Raw genomic sequence first — 16,711 nt, forward strand, 5'->3', positions numbered from 1 at the left:
CGCAGTACGCACAAGCAGAAAGAGAAGATGATCACTGTGACCGAAGCAACCGCGACCGCGGGAGCACTGCGACGCCTGTCCGAGGCGGGCGTCTCCATCTGGCTGGACGACCTGTCGCGGCGGCGGATCGAGTCCGGCAACCTCGCCGAGCTGATCGGGACCAAGCACGTCGTCGGCGTCACCACCAACCCGTCGATCTTCCAGGCCGCCATCGGTTCCGGCGAGGGGTACGAGGAGCAGCTCGCCGACCTCGCGACCCGGGGCGTCACCGTCGACGAGGCGGTCCGCATGATGACCACCGCCGACGTCCGCGCCGCCGCCGACGTGCTGCGTCCGGTGTTCGACGCGACCGGCGGGCGGGACGGCCGGGTCTCCATCGAGGTCGACCCGCGGCTCGCCCACGACACGGCGGCCACGGTCGCCGAGGCGCGTCAGCTGGCCTGGCTGGTCGACCGCCCCAACGTGATGATCAAGATCCCGGCGACGAAGGCCGGTCTCCCGGCGATCACCGAGGTCATCGGCGCCGGCATCAGCGTCAACGTCACGCTGATCTTCTCCCTGGAGCGCTACCGCGAGGTCATGGACGCCTACCTCGCCGGTCTGGAGAAGGCGCAGTCGGCCGGGCTGGACCTCGCCGGCATCCACTCCGTGGCCTCCTTCTTCGTCTCCCGGGTCGACAGCGAGATCGACAAGCGGCTGACGGTGCTGGGTACGGACGAGGCCCTGGCGCTGAAGGGGAAGGCGGCGCTGGCCAACGCGCGGCTGGCCTACGAGGCGTACGAGAACCTGTTCGCGGGCAGCCGTTTCACCGCCCTGGCCGGAGCCCGCGCCAACGCCCAGCGTCCCCTGTGGGCGTCGACCGGGGTGAAGGACCCGGCATTCCGGGACACCCTGTACGTGGAGGAGCTGGTCGCTCCCGGCACCGTGAACACGATGCCGGAGGCCACCCTGCGCGCCGCCGCCGACCACGGCGACGTACGGGGCGACACGGTCACCGGTGGTTACGCCCAGGCCCGGGCCGACCTCGCGGCGGTGGAGCGGCTCGGCATCTCGTACGACGAGGTGGTGGAGCAGCTGGAGCAGGAGGGCGTGGCCAAGTTCGAGGTGGCCTGGCAGGACCTGCTGGACGCCGTGACGAAGTCCCTCGACAGCAAGGGAGTTGACGGGGAATGAGCGAGGACCTTCCCGCTGAGACGGTCGGCGAGACCAAGGCGACGAAGGAGGCCAAGGAGGCCGAGACCGCCCGGGAGGCGGCGGGGCCGCTGCACGCCCAGGAGGCCGAGGAGTCCCGCGCGGCCGGGGCGCCGAAGACCGGCAAGCCGTCCAGGTCCGCCCGGGCCGGGAAGAAGTCGGGGACGGCCGGTGCCGCGAAGGGCGCCACCGCGACGGAGACGGTCGGCAAGGCCGTCGAGCCGGTCGCGCCCCTCGACTGGAGCAACCCCCTGCGCGATCCCCAGGACCGCCGCCTCCCCCGGATCGCGGGCCCGTCCGGACTGGTCATCTTCGGCGTCACCGGCGACCTGTCCCGCCGCAAGCTGATGCCGGCCGTCTACGACCTGGCCAACCGCGGCCTGCTGCCGCCGGGCTTCTCCCTGGTCGGCTTCGCCCGCCGCGACTGGGAGAACCAGGACTTCGCGCAGGTCGTGCACGACGCGGTCAAGGAGCACGCGCGCACGCCGTTCCGCGAAGAGGTCTGGCAGCAGCTCGCCGAGGGCATGCGCTTCATCCCCGGCGACTTCGACGACGACGAGGCGTTCGAACAGCTGCGCAAGGCCGTGCAGGAACTGGACACCTCGCGCGGGACCAGCGGCAACTACGCCTTCTACCTGTCGGTGCCGCCGAAGTTCTTCCCGAAGGTCGTCCAGCAGCTCAAGAAGCACGGGCTGACCGACGCCCCGGACGGCTCCTGGCGCCGCGCGGTGATCGAGAAACCGTTCGGGCACGACCTGGGCAGCGCCCGCGAGCTGAACGCGCTGGTGCACGAGGTGTTCGACCCGGAGCAGGTCTTCCGCATCGACCACTACCTGGGCAAGGAGACGGTCCAGAACATCCTGGCGCTGCGCTTCGCCAACCAGATGTACGAGCCGATCTGGAACCGGTCCTACGTGGACCACGTGCAGATCACCATGGCCGAGGACATCGGCATCGGCGGCCGGGCCGGCTACTACGACGGTATCGGCGCCGCCCGCGACGTCATCCAGAACCACCTCCTCCAGCTCCTCGCGCTCACCGCGATGGAGGAACCCGCCTCCTTCGACGCGCCGTCGCTGCTCACCGAGAAGCTGAAGGTGCTGAGGGCCGTGCGGCTGCCCGACGACCTCGGCGAGCACACCGTACGCGGGCAGTACGAGGGCGGCTGGCAGGGCGGCGCGCAGGTGCCCGGCTACCTTCAGGAGGAGGGCATCGACCCGGCCTCCGCCACCGACACCTACGCGGCGATCAAGCTGGGCATCGACAACCGCCGCTGGGCGGGCGTCCCCTTCTACCTGCGCACCGGCAAGCGCCTGGGCCGCCGCGTCACCGAGATCGCGGTCGTCTTCCAGCGGGCCCCGCACTCCCCCTTCGACTCCACCGCGACGGAGGAGCTGGGCGAGAACGCGATCGTCATCCGCGTCCAGCCCGACGAGGGCATGACGGTCAGGTTCGGCTCGAAGGTGCCGGGCACGTCGATGGAGATCCGGGACGTGTCCATGGACTTCGCGTACGGCGAGTCCTTCACGGAGTCCAGCCCGGAGGCGTACGAACGGCTGATCCTGGACGTGCTGCTGGGCGACGCGAACCTGTTCCCCCGTCACCAGGAAGTGGAAGAGTCCTGGCGGATCCTCGACCCGATCGAGGAGTACTGGGGCACGCACGGGAAGCCCGCGCAGTACGCCTCGGGCGGCTGGGGACCGCGGGAAGCCGACGAGATGCTCGCACGAGACGGACGGAGCTGGCGCAGGCCATGAGGATCGACCTGACCGACACCACGGCAAGCAAGATCAACAAGGCGCTGGTCCAGGGCCGCCGCGCCATCGGCACGCCGGCCGTGGGCATGGTGCTCACGCTGGTGATCGTCACGGACGAGGAGAACGCCTACGACTCGATCAAGGCGGCCGAGGAGGCCTCGCACGAGCACCCCTCGCGCACCCTGGTCGTGATCAAGCGGCACCCGCGCAACCTGCGCGACCGCACCCGCTCGCACCTCGACGCCGAGGTCCGGGTGGGCTCGGAGGCCGGCACCGGCGAGACGGTGGTGCTGCGGATGTACGGCGAGGTCTCCGAGCACGCCGACTCGGTCGTGCTGCCGCTGCTGCTGCCGGACGCCCCGGTCGTCGTGTGGTGGCCGGTGGACGCGCCCGACGACCCCGCGGGGGACCCGCTGGGCGCGCTGGCCAAGCGCCGCATCACCGACCTGTACGCGGTGGAGCGCCCGATGGAGACCCTGGCGCGCCGGGTCCGCACCTACGCTCCGGGCGACACCGACCTGGCCTGGACCCGGCTGACGCTGTGGCGTTCCATGCTGGCCGCCGCCCTGGACCAGGCCCGGGTGCCGGTGACCTCGGCGACCGTGGAGGCCGAGGCGGACAACCCGGCGGCCGAGCTGCTGGCCCGCTGGCTGGAGGCGCGGCTGCACGTCACGGTCGACCGTGTGATCACCGACGGCCCGGTCGTCACGGCCGTCCGCCTCGGGACCGCGAACGGGGAGATCGTCATCGACCGGCCCGAGGGACCGATCGCCACGATGACCCTGCCCGACCAGCCTCCGCGCTCCCTCGCGCTGAAGGTCCGCTCGACCGCCGAACTCATCGCCGAGGAGCTGCGGCGCCTCGACGCGGACGACATGTACGCCATCGCCCTGCGCGGCGAGGCCGGCAAGGAGACCCCTGTTCATGTCTGACACCGACACCCCGAAGCTCGACCGGCGTCCCGAGTGGACCGCGCTGGCGGACCACCGCAAGGACGCGCTGCCGCGCCCGGACCTGCGCGAGCTGTTCGCCGACGACCCCGGGCGGGCCGAGCGGTACGTCGTGCGCGTCGGCGACCTGCGCATCGACTACTCCAAGAACCTGGTCACCGACGAGACGCTGGCCCTGCTGCGAGAGCTGGCCGCCGCGACCGGCGTGTCCGAGCTGCGCGACGCCATGTTCCGCGGCGAGCGGATCAACATCACCGAGGACCGGGCGGTGCTGCACACCGCGCTGCGCGCCCCGCGGGACGCGGTGATCGAGGTCGACGGCGAGAACGTCGTCCCCAAGGTGCACGCGGTGCTGGACAAGATGGCCGACTTCTCCGGCCGGGTCCGCTCCGGCGAGTGGACCGGCCACACCGGCAAGCGCATCCGCAACGTCGTCAACATCGGCATCGGCGGCTCCGACCTCGGTCCGGCGATGGCGTACGAGGCGCTGCGGGCGTTCACCGACCGCTCGCTGACCTTCCGCTTCGTGTCGAACGTGGACGGCGCCGACCTGCACGAGGCGGTGCGGGACCTGGACCCGGCCGAGACGCTGTTCATCGTGGCGTCCAAGACGTTCACCACCATCGAGACGATCACGAACGCGACCTCGGCCCGCTCCTGGCTGCTGGACGGCCTGGGGGGCGACGAGAAGGCGGTCGCCAAGCACTTCGTCGCCCTGTCGACGAACGCCGAGAAGGTCTCGGACTTCGGCATCGACACGGCCAACATGTTCGAGTTCTGGGACTGGGTCGGCGGCCGCTACTCGTACGACTCGGCGATCGGGCTGTCCCTGATGATCGCCATCGGCCCGGACCGCTTCCGGGAGATGCTCGACGGCTTCCGCATCGTCGACGAGCACTTCCAGAACGCCGAGGCCCCGGCCAACGCCCCGCTGATCCTGGGCCTGCTGGGCGTCTGGTACGGCAACTTCCTGGGCGCCCAGTCGCACGCCGTACTGCCGTACAGCCACTACCTGTCGAAGTTCACGGCCTACCTCCAGCAGCTGGACATGGAGTCCAACGGCAAGTCGGTCGACCGCGAGGGGCGGCCGGTCCAGTGGCAGACCGGGCCGGTGGTCTGGGGCACGCCGGGGACCAACGGCCAGCACGCCTACTACCAGCTGATCCACCAGGGCACCAAGCTGATCCCGGCCGACCTGATCGGCTTCGCCCGGCCCGTCGCCGAGCTGAGCGACGAGCTGAAGGCCCAGCACGACCTGCTGATGGCCAACCTGTTCGCCCAGGGGCAGGCACTGGCCTTCGGCAAGACCTCCGACGAGGTCCGCGCGGAGGGCGTGCCCGAGGAGCAGGTGCCGCACCGCACCTTCAAGGGCAACCATCCGACGACCACGATTCTGGCCGGTGAGCTGACGCCCTCCGTCCTCGGCCAGCTGATCGCGCTGTACGAGCACAAGGTGTTCGTCCAGGGCGCGGTCTGGAACATCGACTCCTTCGACCAGTGGGGCGTCGAGCTCGGCAAGGTCCTCGCCAAGCGCGTCGAGCCCGCCCTGACCGAGGGCGCTGACGTGCCCGGCCTCGATCCGTCCACGGCCGCGCTGGTGGCCGCCTACCGTGAACTGAAGGAAGTGCACTGACATGCAGATCGGTCTTGTGGGTCTCGGCAAGATGGGCGGCAACATGCGCGAGCGCCTGCGCAACGCCGGCCACACGGTCGTCGGATACGACACCGATCCGGAGAAGGCCGACGTGGGCAGCCTCGTCGACCTCGTCGAGCAGCTGGAGCGGCCGCGCGCGGTCTGGGTGATGGTGCCGGCCGGCGCCGCCACCCAGGGCGTCATCGACCAGCTGGCGACCCTGCTGAGGCACGGCGACACCGTCATCGACGGCGGCAACTCCCGCTGGACGGACGACGAGAAGCACGCCGAGGAACTGGCCAAGCACGGCATCAACTTCGTCGACGCCGGTGTCTCGGGCGGCGTGTGGGGTCTGAAGAACGGCTACGCGCTGATGGTCGGCGGCGAGAAGGAGACCGTCGACGACCTCAAGCCCATCTTCGACGCGCTCAAGCCCGAGGGCCCCTACGGCTACGTCCACGCGGGCAAGGTCGGCGCCGGGCACTTCTCCAAGATGGTCCACAACGGCATCGAGTACGCCATGATGCAGGCCTACGCCGAGGGCTGGGAACTGCTGGAGAAGGTCGACTCGGTGGACAACGTCCGCGAGGTCTTCCGCTCCTGGCAGCAGGGCACGGTCATCCGCTCCTGGCTCCTCGACCTGGCCGTCAACGCCCTCGACGAGGACCACCACCTGGACAACCTGCGCGGCTACGCGGAGGACTCGGGCGAGGGCCGCTGGACCGTCGAGGCGGCCATCGACAACGCCGTGCCGCTGCCCGCGATCACGGCCTCGCTCTTCGCGCGGTTCGCGTCCCGGCAGGACGACTCGCCGCAGATGAAGATGATCGCCGCGCTGCGCAACCAGTTCGGCGGCCACGCGGTGGAGGCGGCCAAGAAGTAGGCGCTCACCGGGCGCCCGTCGGGGCGAGCCGGAAAGCGCGTTGACGCGATCGGCCGGTTCGGGTCAGAGTCCATCCCTGATGGAGATCAACGACCTGACACCGGCCGAGACGCGCGTCTGGCGGGCGTTCGCCACGGGCACCCTCGTGGACTTCCGCGCAGCCGACGACGAGGACCCCTCCGACGGCGACGCCTGGGGCGCCGAACGCACCGTCCGCGCCGGTGTGCTGCGGGCACTGCTCCTGGACGGTCCGCGCGCGGACGGTGAGGTGCCCGCGCTCAATCTGGCGGGAGTGCGCGTCACCGGCGCCCTGGAACTCCAGTACGCGACGGTCGACCACCCCGTGCGGCTGCGGCACTGCCACTTCGAGGACGTGCCGCGCCTGTACGGAGCGCGGCTGCGCGAGGTGAACCTGAGCGAGTCCGTGCTGCCCGGACTCATCTCGCACGCCGTCCGGGTGGAGGGGGTGCTGCGGCTGACCCGCGCCCGGTTCTCCGGGATGGTGAGGCTCGGAGGCGCGGAGGTCACCGGGAGCCTGTACCTGGAGAGCGCGCGTCTCCACGCGCCGGACACCGAGGGGCCGGTGCTCCAGCTCAACCAGGCGGTGCTCGGCGCCGACCTCTGGGCACCGGGCCTCCAGGCGCGCGGCGAGGTGCGGCTCGACGGCGCCCGGGTGGCCGGGACCGTCAACCTCACCGACGCGGTGCTCGACCGGCCCGGTGGCACCGCGCTGAAGGCGGAGACGCTGGCGGCCGAGTCCGACGTACTGCTGCGCGACGCCGAGGTGCTGGGCCGGCTGGAGCTGCGCGGCGCGCGCATACCCGGCCGGCTGGACCTCTCGCACGCGCGCCTGGCCAACCCGGGCGGTACCGCGCTGCGGGCCAGCAGTTGCGTCATCGGCGAACTGTGGCTGCGGCAGGGCCCGGTGGTGGAGGGCGTCCTCAATCTCCGCCGCACCCAGGTGGACGTGCTGTTCCTCGAACCGGAGGTCGTGCCGGACTGGGTCCAGCTCAACGACCTCACGTACACGTCACTCATCCCGCACGAGCCCGCCGAGCGGCGGCTGCCGATGCTGGAGAAGGGCGACAGCTATCTGCCCTTCATCTACGAACAGTTGACCGCCTCCTACCGCAGGATCGGCGACGACGACGCGGCCCGCAGGGTCCAGCTCGCCAAGCAGCGGCGGCACCGGCGCACCCTGCCCTGGTACGGCCGACTGTGGGGGCACCTCCAGGACGTCACGGTCGGCTACGGCTTCCGGCCGCTGCGGGCCGGCGGCTGGCTGCTGTCGCTGCTCGCGGTCGGCTCGGTCGCCTACGGACTGCACCATCCGCCGCCGCTCAAGCCCACCGAGTCCCCCGACTTCGACCCGGTGTTCTACACCCTGGACCTGCTGCTGCCGGTGATCTCCTTCGGGCAGGAGAACGCCTTCGCTCCCGAGGGCGGCTACCAGACGCTGGCGTACGTCCTCATCATCACGGGGTGGATCCTGGCCACGACGGTGATCACGGGTCTGACCCGCACCGTCAGCCGCCAGTGAACCCGCGCACCGCGTGCTGCGCCGCCAGCCGGACCGGCGCGTTCGCCGCGCCGTAGCCCCGGTAGCCGCCGTCGCGCTGGACGAGTTCGAAGAAGATGCGGCCGACGGTGTGGGTGTAGCAGTGCCGGAAGGTGCCGTGCGCGTCGCGGTCGTAGAGGATGCCCAGCTCCCGGTACGTCTCCAGCTCCCCGTCGGCGAAGTCGAAGCGGGCGGCGAGGTCGTCGTAGTAGTTGGCGGGGATCGGCAGCACGGTGCCTCCGGCCGCCCGGTAGCGGCGGGCGGCGGCGACCACGTCGTCGGTGGCCAGGGCGATGTGCTGGGCGTGCGCGGTGTCGTCCGTGGGTGCCGGGCCGACGGTCAGGGCGATGCGGACGGCGCCGTCGTCGGTGCTGACGACGCGGCTGCGCAGCAGGCCGTAGGGGTCGGCGACGTCCACGCTCTCCTGTGGGCGCAGCCCGAGCACGGCGCGGTGGAAGAGCGCGGCCTCGTCGAACTGGTGCCAGGGCTGGGCGAGGGAGAGGTGGTCGACGCGCCAGGGTTCGCCGTCGTGGGAGGGGTGGGCGACGTCCTCGAAGTCGGCGCGCCAGTCGGGCGCCGCTCCGGGTCGTCCGGGGCTTCCGGGGCGTCCGGTCGCGCAGAAGAACAGCTCCGTGCCGTCGGGAGCGGCGACCGCCTCCAGGGCCGCGTCTCCGGGTGCGCGGCGGCGCGGCAGCACCGGTGCGAGCAGGGCCTCGGCGCGGCGGGCCGCACCGGCGGGGTCGGGCGACTCCAGGCCGACGGCGGCCAGCCGGGTGCCGTCGCGGCGTTCGGCCGGGCCGGTGTTGACCAGGACGCGCGCGTCGCCGTGCTGCCACAGGTCGACGGGCTTGCCCCGGTGCCGTGCGACCCGGGTGAAGCCCAGCGCGCCCAGTACGGCGGAGACGGGTGCGGCGTCGGGCGTGACCAGTTCGGCGAAGGCTATCCCGGTGGGCGGGGCGGGCGCGGGCGGGGTCGCGAGGCCGACGGTCTCCTGGAGGGTCAGCAGGGAGCGCCGGGCGTCCACGGCCGTGGGGCCGGCCTCGGACTGCCGGAAGACGTCGTTGAAGACCTCCAGGGAGAGCGGGCCGTCGTACCCGGCGCGCAGCACGTGCCGTACCAGTCCGGCGACGTCGAAGCCGCCCTGGCCGGGGAAGCAGCGGTAGTGGCGGCTCCACTGGAGGACGTCCATGGCGAGCAGCGGCGCGTCGGCGAGCTGGAGGAAGAAGATCTTCTCGCCGGGGATGTCCTCGATGCCCTTGGGGTCGCTGCCGCGCGAGAGGATGTGGAAGCTGTCGAGGCAGGTGCCGAGCGCGGGGTGCCCGGCGCTCTCGACCACGTGCCAGGCGTGGTCGTAGGTGCTGATGTGCCGGCCCCAGGCAAGCGCCTCGTAGGCGACGCGGACCCCGTGGTCCTCGGCCAGGTCGGCGAGACGGCTCAGCTGCTCGGCGGCGAGGGCGTCGTCGTCCAGGGCGTGCGGGGAGACGCTGGAGCAGACCAGGACGGTGTCCGCGCCGAGCCTGCCCATCAGCTCGAACTTGTGCCGGGCCCGGCGCAGGGCGCGGGCGAACTCCTCCTCGGGCAGCGCCTCGATGTCCCGCATGGGCTGGTAGAGGTCGATCGAGAGGCCGAGGTCGGTGCAGCGGGCGCGGATCTCCTCGGGGGTCAGGGGGCTGGCCAGCAGGTCGTTCTCGAAGATCTCCACGCCGTCGAAGCCCGCCCGGGAGGCGGCGGTCAGCTTCTCGGTGAGCGAGCCGCTGAGGGAGACGGTGGCGATGGACGTCCGCACGTCGGTACCTCTTCCTACTTCGGGGTGCCGACGGCACCGGCCAGGTCGGCGATGTCGGCGAGCATCCGCACGGCGTCGGGTTCCCGCCCGGTGAACAGGCGGAACGCGTCGACGGCCTGGAAGACGGCCATGCCGCCCCCGTCGAGGGTGGCGCAGCCCAGCGCGCGGGCGGCGCGCAGCAGCTCGGTCTCCAGCGGGCGGTAGACGACCTCCGCGACCCACAGCCCGGGGCGGAGCAGGACGGCGGGCAGGGGCAGGCCGGGGTGGGCGGCCATGCCGGTGGGGGTGGCGTGCACGATGCCGTCGGCGGTGGTCAGCAGCGCGGGCAGCCGGTCCGGGGTGGCGTGGGCGGCCCGTCCCTCGCCGAAGTGCCGGTTCAGCTGGGCGGCGAGGGCGGCGGCGCGGTCGGGCAGCGCGTCCACGACGGTGACCTGGCCGGCCCCCAGGGTGAGCGTGGCGTGGGCGACCGCCGCGCCCGCACCGCCGGCGCCGAGCTGCACGATCCGTTCCAGCGGCGCGTCGGGCAGGCCCCGGGCGAAGGACGCGGCGAAGCCGGTGACGTCGGTGTTGTGACCGGTCGCCCGGCCCGCGTCGTCGAAGACGACCGTGTTGACCGCGCCGAGCGCCTCGGCCTGCGGGGCGAGCGCGTCCAGGTGCTCGATGACGAGCTGCTTGCACGGGTGGGTGATGTTCAGCCCGTCGAAGCCGAGGTTCCGGGCCGCGCGCACCAGGTCGCCCACCGCCTCGGGCGGCACCCCGAGGGTGTCGATGTCGATCAGCCGGTACAGGTAGCGCAGACCCTGCCGGTCGGCCTCCCGCTGGTGCAGTGCCGGGCTGAGCGACGGGCCGATGCCGGAGCCGATCAGCCCGACGAGATACGAGTCCTTGGCCACCGGGGACCTCCTGAGCGGCTCGGGTCCGTGCCCGAGCGAACAATGTACGAACCAGTACGTTAGTCATAGCAGGAGGCCGGGACGGATGGGAAGGCCGGGGCTTCTACAATCACCGCACGTCACCGCTCACAGCCGCACGCCCCCCGCCCGCAGTTCCGCCCCGGCCCCCGAAGGAACCCGATGACCAGCGTCGACGAACCGGCACGATCCGGCACGCGTACCCGCGACGCCGCCCGCACCCAGGCCGAGATCCTCGACGTGGCGACGCGGGAGTTCGCCCGGGCCGGCTACGACGGGGCCCGCGTCGACGAGATCGCCGCCCGCACCCGCACCACCAAGCGGATGATCTACTACTACTTCGGCGGCAAGGAACAGCTGTTCACGGCCGTGCTGGAGCGGGCGTACGGCGTGATCCGGGAGGCCGAGCAGCAGCTCGACGTCGAGCACCTGGACCCGGTGGCGGCCATCCGGCGCCTGGCGGAGGTGACCTTCGACCACCACGAACGGCACCCCGACTTCATCCGCCTGGTCTCCATCGAGAACATCCACGACGCCGAGCACATCGCGTCCTCGGAGATGCTGGCCAGCATCGGCTCCCCGGCCCTCGACGTGATCCGCCGCATCCTGGAGGAGGGGCAGCGCTCGGGTCTGTTCACGGCCGACGTGGACGCCGTCGACCTGCACGCGATGATCAGTTCCTTCTGCTTCTTCCGGGTCGCCAACCGGCACACCTTCGGCGCCCTGTTCGGCCGCGACCTGGTCGCCCCGGACCAGCGCGAGCACTACCGCACCATGCTCGGCGACATGGTGATCGCCTACCTGACGGCGGAGCGCGCGGCGGACTGAGCGTTCCCGCTCCGGAGCGCCAGGACCTGCCGGCCGGGCGACGGGACCCCTTGACACACGGGAAACGTGCGCGCAACATCCCTTCCCAACCGCGACTAACTACCCAGTGGGTTAATTAGTCGATCGGCACTTCTCCCCTCCGCTCACTCCGCCTACCGTGGAGTCCCCCGAAGGAGCAACGCCGTGTCCGTCCCCGCCCCCGCCTCCCAGGGCGCCGCCCCGCCCGGCCAGCCGAAGAAGGCGGCGACCGCCGCCTGGATCGGCAGCGCGCTGGAGTACTACGACTTCTTCATCTACGGCAGCGCCGCCGCCCTGATCTTCCCCGAGATCTTCTTCGACGAGTCCGACCCGGCCACCGCGACCCTGCTGTCGCTGGCCACGTTCGGCGTCGCGTACGCCGCCCGCCCGGTCGGCGCGTTCTTCCTCGGCCACATCGGCGACCGCATGGGCCGCAAGAAGATCATGGTGTTCACGCTGATCCTGATGGGCGTCTCGACGTTCCTCATCGGCTGTCTGCCCACGCGCGACCAGGTCGGCACGCTCGCCCCGGTCCTGCTGGTGCTGTGCCGGGTCCTCCAGGGCATATCGGCGGCGGGCGAGCAGGCCAGCGCCAATTCGATGACACTCGAACACGCGCCGCCCGGCAAACGCGGCTTCTTCACCAGCTTCACCCTCAGCGGCACCCAGGGCGGGCAGCTGCTCGCCACCCTCGTCTTCCTCCCCGTCGCCGCGCTTCCCGAGGAGCACCTGCTGACCTGGGGCTGGCGCGTGCCGTTCTGGCTGAGCGTCGTGGTCGCGGTCGTCGGCTACGTCATCCGCCGCAGGCTCGACGAGACGCCGGCCTTCACGCAGCAGACCGCCACGGAGGGCGTCGCGAAGATGCCGCTGGCCGTGCTGGCGCGCGACCACTGGGCGGACGTGCTGCGGGTGGTCGCGGGTGCGCTGATCGCCTCGGTCAGCACGATCTTCACGGTGTGGGCGCTGGCGTACGCCACCAGTGACTCGGTCGGCATGTCCCGTACCGCCATGCTGTGGGTGGGCGCCCTCGCCAACGTCGTCGCGCTCGCCGCCATCCCGCTGTGGGCGACGCTGTCCGACCGGATCGGCCGGCGCCCGGTGTACCTGATCGGCGCGGTGGGCAGCGCGGTGACGATGTTCCTGTACCTGTGGGCGATCTCGGCCGGCTCGTACCCGCTCACCTTCCTCACCGGCATCGTCGCCTTCGGTGTCGTCTACAGCGCCGCGAACGGCGTGTGGCCCGCCTTCTACGGCGAGATGTTCTCCACCCGGGTCCGCCTGTCCGGCGTGGCGATCGGCACGCAGATCGGCTTCGCGGTGGCCGGGTTCGCGGTGACGTTCGCCGCGCAGATCGCCGGTCCGGACGGCGACGACTGGTTCGCGGTGGCGCTGTTCACGGCGGCGCTGTGCGTCCCGCCGGTGATCGCCGCGCTGTCGGCCCGGGAGACCCACCGGGTGCCGACGGAGGAGCTGGGCGAGCGGGTCCGCGCGGAGGCCGCGAAGCCGGAGACGGTGACGGTCTGAGCCGGTGGCCGCCGGCCCGCCGCCCGTGATGCGGCCGCCGGCGGCTTCACGCGGGCATGACGGCGGCGTCCAGCAGCGGCCCCAGTTCGCGGGCGACGGTCGTCAGCGCCCGCACGTCCCGTTCGGCGCGGGTGATCACGATCGCCCCCTCCAGGGCGCTGATCATCAGCGTGGCGAGCGGCTCGGACCGGGCCGCGGGCACGCCCATGCCGGTCAGCGCGTCGGCGACCGGCCGGGTCCAGGTGGCGAAGGCGTCGGCGGCCGCCTCGCGGGTGGCGTCGCTGCTCCCGGCGCAGTCCACCGTCGCCGCCGCGACCGGGCACCCGGCGGCGAAGCCGGCGGCCTCGTACTCGTCGGTCCACTGGGTCACCATCGCCGCGAACAGCCCGCTCGGAGTCGGCCGCTCCATCGCCGCCAGGAAGCGGTCGACCCGCTCGGCCGCGTACCGTCCCGCCCACCGCAGGGCCTCGCCGACGAGTTGTTCCTTGCCGCCGGGGAAGTAGTGCTGGAGCGATCCCCGGGGCGCCCCGGCGTGCGCGGCGACGTCGCGCATCCCGGTCGCCTGCACGCCGTCGCGGCGGATGAGCTGGGCGGCGCTGAAGACCATCCGCTCCCTCGGTCCCCGTTCGGGCTTCCCCATCGCCGGCCTCCCTGCACCGTCGCGCGCCGTCCACCGCGCCCGCGGCGGCGCGCGACCACTCTATGACGGCCGTCATGAACAGAGCTACTATGACGAGTGTCATAGCCCGAGGGCGCACCGAGCGGCGTGCCCGTGGCGGACGGACGGGTGGTGCGTCATGCGGGTCGGTTTCATCGGTCTCGGCGTCATGGGTCAGCCGATGGCGCTGCGCCTGGCGGAGGCCGGGACACCGCTCGTGGTGTTCAACCGCACGGCGGCACGGGCCGAGCCCCTGCGCACGGCCGGCGCCGAGGTGGCGACCGGTCCCGCCGAGGTCTTCGAGCGGACCGGCACGGTGTTCCTCATGCTCGCCGACGAAGCGGCGACGGACGCGGTCCTGGTACGCGGAACGCCGGGGTTCGCGTCCCGCGTCACCGGGCGCACGGTCGTCCACATGGGCACCACGTCACCGCAGTACTCACGCCGCCTGGAGGCCGACGTCCGCGCGGCGGGCGGACGCTACGTCGAGGCGCCCGTCTCCGGCTCCCGCGTACCGGCTCAGAACGGCCGGCTGGTGGCGATGCTGGCCGGCGAGGAGAGCGCGGTGGCCGACGTGGCTCCGCTCCTCGCCCCGCTGTGCCACGAGTCGTTCGTGTGCGGCCCGGTGCCGGACGCCCTGCTGACCAAACTGTCCGTGAACCTGTTCCTGATCACCCAGGTGACCGGCCTCGTCGAGGCCTTCCACTTCGCCGAACGCCAGGGCCTGGACCGCGGCCGCTTCCTCGACGTGCTCGAAGCCGGACCCATGGCCAGCGCCGTCTCCCGCATGAAGGCGCCGAAACTGCTGGCGGGCGACTTCAGCGTGCAGGCCGCGGCCCTGGACGTCCTGAAGAACAACCGGCTGATCGCCGAGGCCGCCCGCGGGGCGGGCCTGGCCTCACCCCTCCTCGACGCCGCCCACGTCCTGTTCGAGGAGACGGTGGCCCTCGGGCACGGCGCCGAGGACATGGTGGCGGTGCTGCGCGCGATCGAGGCACGCACCGGCGCGCGCGGCGGGTCCTGACGTCTGAAGGCGCCACAGCGGGGTATGCCGGACCCACCTCGGCGAACGACCACGGAGGCGATGGGCATGGCACCGCTGCGGCAGGAGATCGACGCGGACGCGGCCGGACTGGACGCGAAGGCGCTGGACCGGCTCGACCGGCACTTCGCCGGGCAGGTCGACGAGGGGCGGCTGCCCGGGTTCCTGGTGGCCGTCGCCCGGGGCGGGCGCGTCGCCCACCTGACCGCCCACGGCCTGCGGGACGTCGCCGCCGGACTGCCCGTGACGGCCGACACGCTGTGGCGGATCTACTCCATGACCAAGCCGGTCACGGCGGTGGCCGTGCTGATGCTGGTCGAGGAGGGACGGCTGTCGCTCGACGACCCGGTGGACCGGTACCTCCCGGCGTTCGCCGAGCCCCGGGTGTACGTGGAGGGCCCCGCGGACGACGCCGTCACCCGGCCGGCCGCCGGACCGGTCCTCGTCCGACACCTGATGACCCACACCGCCGGACTGACCTTCGGCTTCTACCACGCCCACCCGGTCGACGCGCTGTACCGGGCGGCCGGCCTGGAGTCGTCGGTGCGGCCGGGCGCCGGCCTGGCCGAGACCGTCGACCTGTACGCCTCTCTGCCGCTCCAGTTCGAGCCGGGCACGCAGTGGAACTACTCGGTGGCCAGCAATGTGCTCGGGCGGCTCGTGGAGGTGGTGTCCGGGCAGCCCCTCGACGCGTTCTGCGCCGAGCGGATCCTCGGCCCGCTCGGCATGACGGACACCGGGTTCCACGTGACCGACGAGCAGGCGGACCGGCTGGCCGAGTTGTACGGCGAGACGGACGACGGCGGCATCGAGCCGGTCCCCGGACTGCCGTTGCGGGGCGGCCGGCCGCGGTTCCTGTCGGGCAGCGGCGGCCTGGTCTCCTCGGCGCACGACGTGCACCGCTTCGCGGAACTGCTGCGGCGCCGAGGCGAACTCGACGGTGTCCGCCTGCTCGCCCCCGCGACGGTGGACCTGATGACCCGCAACCACCTGCCCGGCGACGCCGACCTGCGCGCCCTCGGCAGCCGCCCGGCGCACGACCGGCCCGGCAACGACGGTGTCGGCTTCGGCCTCGGGGTCTCCGTGGTGATCGACCCGGACCGCACCCAGGCTCCGTCCGGACTCGGCACGTACGGCTGGAGCGGGGTGGCGACGACGACCTTCTGGGTCGACCCGGAACACGACCTGACGGTGCAGTTCCTGACCCAGGTGCGGCCGAAGTCCTCGCACTCGGTCTACCCGGACCTCAAGCGGCTGGTGGCCGCCGCCCTGACGGACTGACGCTCCTCTTGATTCAGGAAGTTGTTTCAGGAAGACAGGTGCGCCACCGCGTCGAGGTGGGGCAGGTGGTGGTCGAGGCGTTCCCGCTTGGTGCGCAGGTAGGTGATGTTGCTCTCGCACGGCGGTATCAGCAGCGGCACCTGCTCGGTGACCTCGATGCCGTGCCGCACCAACGCCTCCCGCTTGCGCGGGTTGTTGGACATCAGGCGCACCGAACGCACCCCCAGGTCGGCCAGGATGCGGGCGGCCACGCCGTAGTCGCGGGCGTCCACCGGCAGCCCGAGGGCGAGGTTCGCCTCCACGGTGTCCAGGCCCTCCGCCTGCAACGCCATCGCACGCAGCTTCGCGAGCAGCCCGATGCCGCGCCCCTCGTGCCCGCGCAGATAGACGACGACACCGCTTCCGGCGGCGGCCACTTCTTGCAGCGCGGCGGCAAGTTGGGCCCCGCACTCGCAGTGCTGGGAGCCGAAGGCGTCGCCCGTCAGGCACTCGGAGTGCAGGCGGGTGAGCACGCCGTCGGTGCCCGGATCGCCGTGGACGAGGGCGACTTGCTCGTCACCGCGCTCGTGGTCGAAATAGCCGTACGCCCGGAATTCCCCGTACACGGTGGGCAACGGTGTCACCACGACGCGCTCCACGTCCGTGCGCTGCGCCGCCTTTTTGCCGAGTACACCAATTTTTTTGGTCATGA

The 16,711-nt window shown here is 72.0% G+C and carries 14 protein-coding genes; 10 read left to right on the forward strand and 4 right to left on the reverse strand.

Translation table 11 applies throughout. The features are described from left to right. Positions 1 to 27: 27 nt before the first annotated feature. The 6 genes from tal to KUM03_RS31055 all read left to right on the forward strand — a co-directional run bounded on the left by tal (position 28) and on the right by KUM03_RS31055 (position 7,954). On the forward strand, positions 28 to 1,173 hold the full coding sequence (gene tal, locus KUM03_RS31030) for a transaldolase (RefSeq protein ID WP_217253857.1): 1,146 nt from the start codon (positions 28 to 30) through the stop codon (positions 1,171 to 1,173). Then, a complete protein-coding gene (zwf, locus tag KUM03_RS31035) occupies positions 1,170 to 2,948 on the forward strand; it encodes a glucose-6-phosphate dehydrogenase (protein WP_217253860.1) in 1,779 nt (592 codons plus the stop codon). Before tal ends, zwf begins: the two co-directional genes overlap by 4 nt. Then, positions 2,945 to 3,880, forward strand: a complete 936-nt coding sequence (gene opcA / locus KUM03_RS31040) for a glucose-6-phosphate dehydrogenase assembly protein OpcA (RefSeq protein WP_217253862.1) — start codon at positions 2,945 to 2,947, stop codon at positions 3,878 to 3,880. Before zwf ends, opcA begins: the two co-directional genes overlap by 4 nt. Further along, a complete protein-coding gene (gene pgi / locus KUM03_RS31045) occupies positions 3,873 to 5,531 on the forward strand; it encodes a glucose-6-phosphate isomerase (RefSeq protein WP_217253864.1) in 1,659 nt (552 codons plus the stop codon). The genes opcA and pgi overlap by 8 nt, the downstream gene beginning before the upstream one ends. A gap of 1 nt (position 5,532) precedes the next feature. Further along, the gene (gene gnd / locus KUM03_RS31050; RefSeq protein WP_217253866.1) at positions 5,533 to 6,414 is read left to right on the forward strand and encodes a phosphogluconate dehydrogenase (NAD(+)-dependent, decarboxylating); all 882 of its coding nucleotides are present in this window, start codon (positions 5,533 to 5,535) and stop codon (positions 6,412 to 6,414) included. Positions 6,415 to 6,493: 79 nt separating this feature from the next. Continuing rightward, positions 6,494 to 7,954, forward strand: a complete 1,461-nt coding sequence (locus KUM03_RS31055) for a pentapeptide repeat-containing protein (RefSeq protein ID WP_217253868.1) — start codon at positions 6,494 to 6,496, stop codon at positions 7,952 to 7,954. On the opposite strand, the gene KUM03_RS31060 is transcribed toward KUM03_RS31055, so the two are convergent. Then, positions 7,941 to 9,758, reverse strand: coding sequence for a bifunctional sugar phosphate isomerase/epimerase/4-hydroxyphenylpyruvate dioxygenase family protein (locus tag KUM03_RS31060; RefSeq protein WP_217253871.1), 1,818 nt, complete (start codon positions 9,756 to 9,758; stop codon positions 7,941 to 7,943). The genes KUM03_RS31055 and KUM03_RS31060 overlap by 14 nt on opposite strands. A gap of 14 nt (positions 9,759 to 9,772) precedes the next feature. After that, positions 9,773 to 10,651 carry a shikimate dehydrogenase gene (locus KUM03_RS31065; protein WP_217253873.1) on the reverse strand — a complete coding sequence of 293 codons (879 nt, stop codon included), beginning with the start codon at positions 10,649 to 10,651 and terminating at the stop codon, positions 9,773 to 9,775. Positions 10,652 to 10,831: 180 nt separating this feature from the next. Here KUM03_RS31065 and KUM03_RS31070 point away from each other — a divergent pair, with 180 nt between their 5' ends. Together KUM03_RS31070 and KUM03_RS31075 are read left to right on the forward strand one after the other, a co-directional pair. Beyond that, positions 10,832 to 11,497 (forward strand): TetR/AcrR family transcriptional regulator, encoded by a 666-nt coding sequence (locus tag KUM03_RS31070; protein WP_217253875.1) that lies wholly within the window; start codon positions 10,832 to 10,834, stop codon positions 11,495 to 11,497. A gap of 183 nt (positions 11,498 to 11,680) precedes the next feature. Then, positions 11,681 to 13,039 carry an MFS transporter gene (locus KUM03_RS31075; RefSeq protein ID WP_217253877.1) on the forward strand — a complete coding sequence of 453 codons (1,359 nt, stop codon included), beginning with the start codon at positions 11,681 to 11,683 and terminating at the stop codon, positions 13,037 to 13,039. Between the two features lie 46 nt (positions 13,040 to 13,085). Here KUM03_RS31075 and KUM03_RS31080 read toward each other — a convergent pair whose 3' ends face one another. Continuing rightward, positions 13,086 to 13,679, reverse strand: coding sequence for a TetR/AcrR family transcriptional regulator (locus KUM03_RS31080; protein WP_217253880.1), 594 nt, complete (start codon positions 13,677 to 13,679; stop codon positions 13,086 to 13,088). Positions 13,680 to 13,836: 157 nt separating this feature from the next. On the opposite strand from KUM03_RS31080, the gene KUM03_RS31085 reads away from it, so the two are divergent. Both KUM03_RS31085 and KUM03_RS31090 read left to right on the forward strand, forming a co-directional pair. After that, entirely contained in the window at positions 13,837 to 14,721 is an 885-nt protein-coding gene (locus KUM03_RS31085; RefSeq protein ID WP_217253882.1) for an NAD(P)-dependent oxidoreductase, read from the forward strand. Between the two features lie 66 nt (positions 14,722 to 14,787). Continuing rightward, positions 14,788 to 16,020: a serine hydrolase gene (locus KUM03_RS31090; protein WP_217253884.1), complete on the forward strand. Its 1,233-nt coding sequence runs from the start codon at positions 14,788 to 14,790 to the stop codon at positions 16,018 to 16,020. A 26-nt stretch (positions 16,021 to 16,046) separates the two neighbouring features. Here KUM03_RS31090 and ribA read toward each other — a convergent pair whose 3' ends face one another. Further along, entirely contained in the window at positions 16,047 to 16,709 is a 663-nt protein-coding gene (gene ribA / locus KUM03_RS31095; RefSeq protein ID WP_217253886.1) for a GTP cyclohydrolase II, read from the reverse strand. Positions 16,710 to 16,711 lie beyond the last annotated feature (2 nt).

This window comes from Streptomyces sp. AC602_WCS936 (genome assembly GCF_019049125.1).
In the GTDB taxonomy this organism is placed as follows: Bacteria; Actinomycetota; Actinomycetes; order Streptomycetales; family Streptomycetaceae; genus Streptomyces.

Excerpts from the sequence above, each read along its gene's own strand:
- tal (WP_217253857.1), top strand. The coding sequence starts at position 28 with ATGATCACTGTGACCGAAGCAACCGCGACCGCGGGAGCACTGCGACGC.
- zwf (WP_217253860.1), top strand. The coding sequence starts at position 1,170 with ATGAGCGAGGACCTTCCCGCTGAGACGGTCGGCGAGACCAAGGCGACG.
- opcA (WP_217253862.1), top strand. The coding sequence starts at position 2,945 with ATGAGGATCGACCTGACCGACACCACGGCAAGCAAGATCAACAAGGCG.
- pgi (WP_217253864.1), top strand. The coding sequence starts at position 3,873 with ATGTCTGACACCGACACCCCGAAGCTCGACCGGCGTCCCGAGTGGACC.
- gnd (WP_217253866.1), top strand. The coding sequence starts at position 5,533 with ATGCAGATCGGTCTTGTGGGTCTCGGCAAGATGGGCGGCAACATGCGC.
- KUM03_RS31055 (WP_217253868.1), top strand. The coding sequence starts at position 6,494 with ATGGAGATCAACGACCTGACACCGGCCGAGACGCGCGTCTGGCGGGCG.
- KUM03_RS31070 (WP_217253875.1), top strand. The coding sequence starts at position 10,832 with ATGACCAGCGTCGACGAACCGGCACGATCCGGCACGCGTACCCGCGAC.
- KUM03_RS31080 (WP_217253880.1), bottom strand. The coding sequence starts at position 13,679 with ATGGGGAAGCCCGAACGGGGACCGAGGGAGCGGATGGTCTTCAGCGCC.
- KUM03_RS31085 (WP_217253882.1), top strand. The coding sequence starts at position 13,837 with ATGCGGGTCGGTTTCATCGGTCTCGGCGTCATGGGTCAGCCGATGGCG.
- KUM03_RS31090 (WP_217253884.1), top strand. The coding sequence starts at position 14,788 with ATGGCACCGCTGCGGCAGGAGATCGACGCGGACGCGGCCGGACTGGAC.
- ribA (WP_217253886.1), bottom strand. The coding sequence starts at position 16,709 with ATGACCAAAAAAATTGGTGTACTCGGCAAAAAGGCGGCGCAGCGCACG.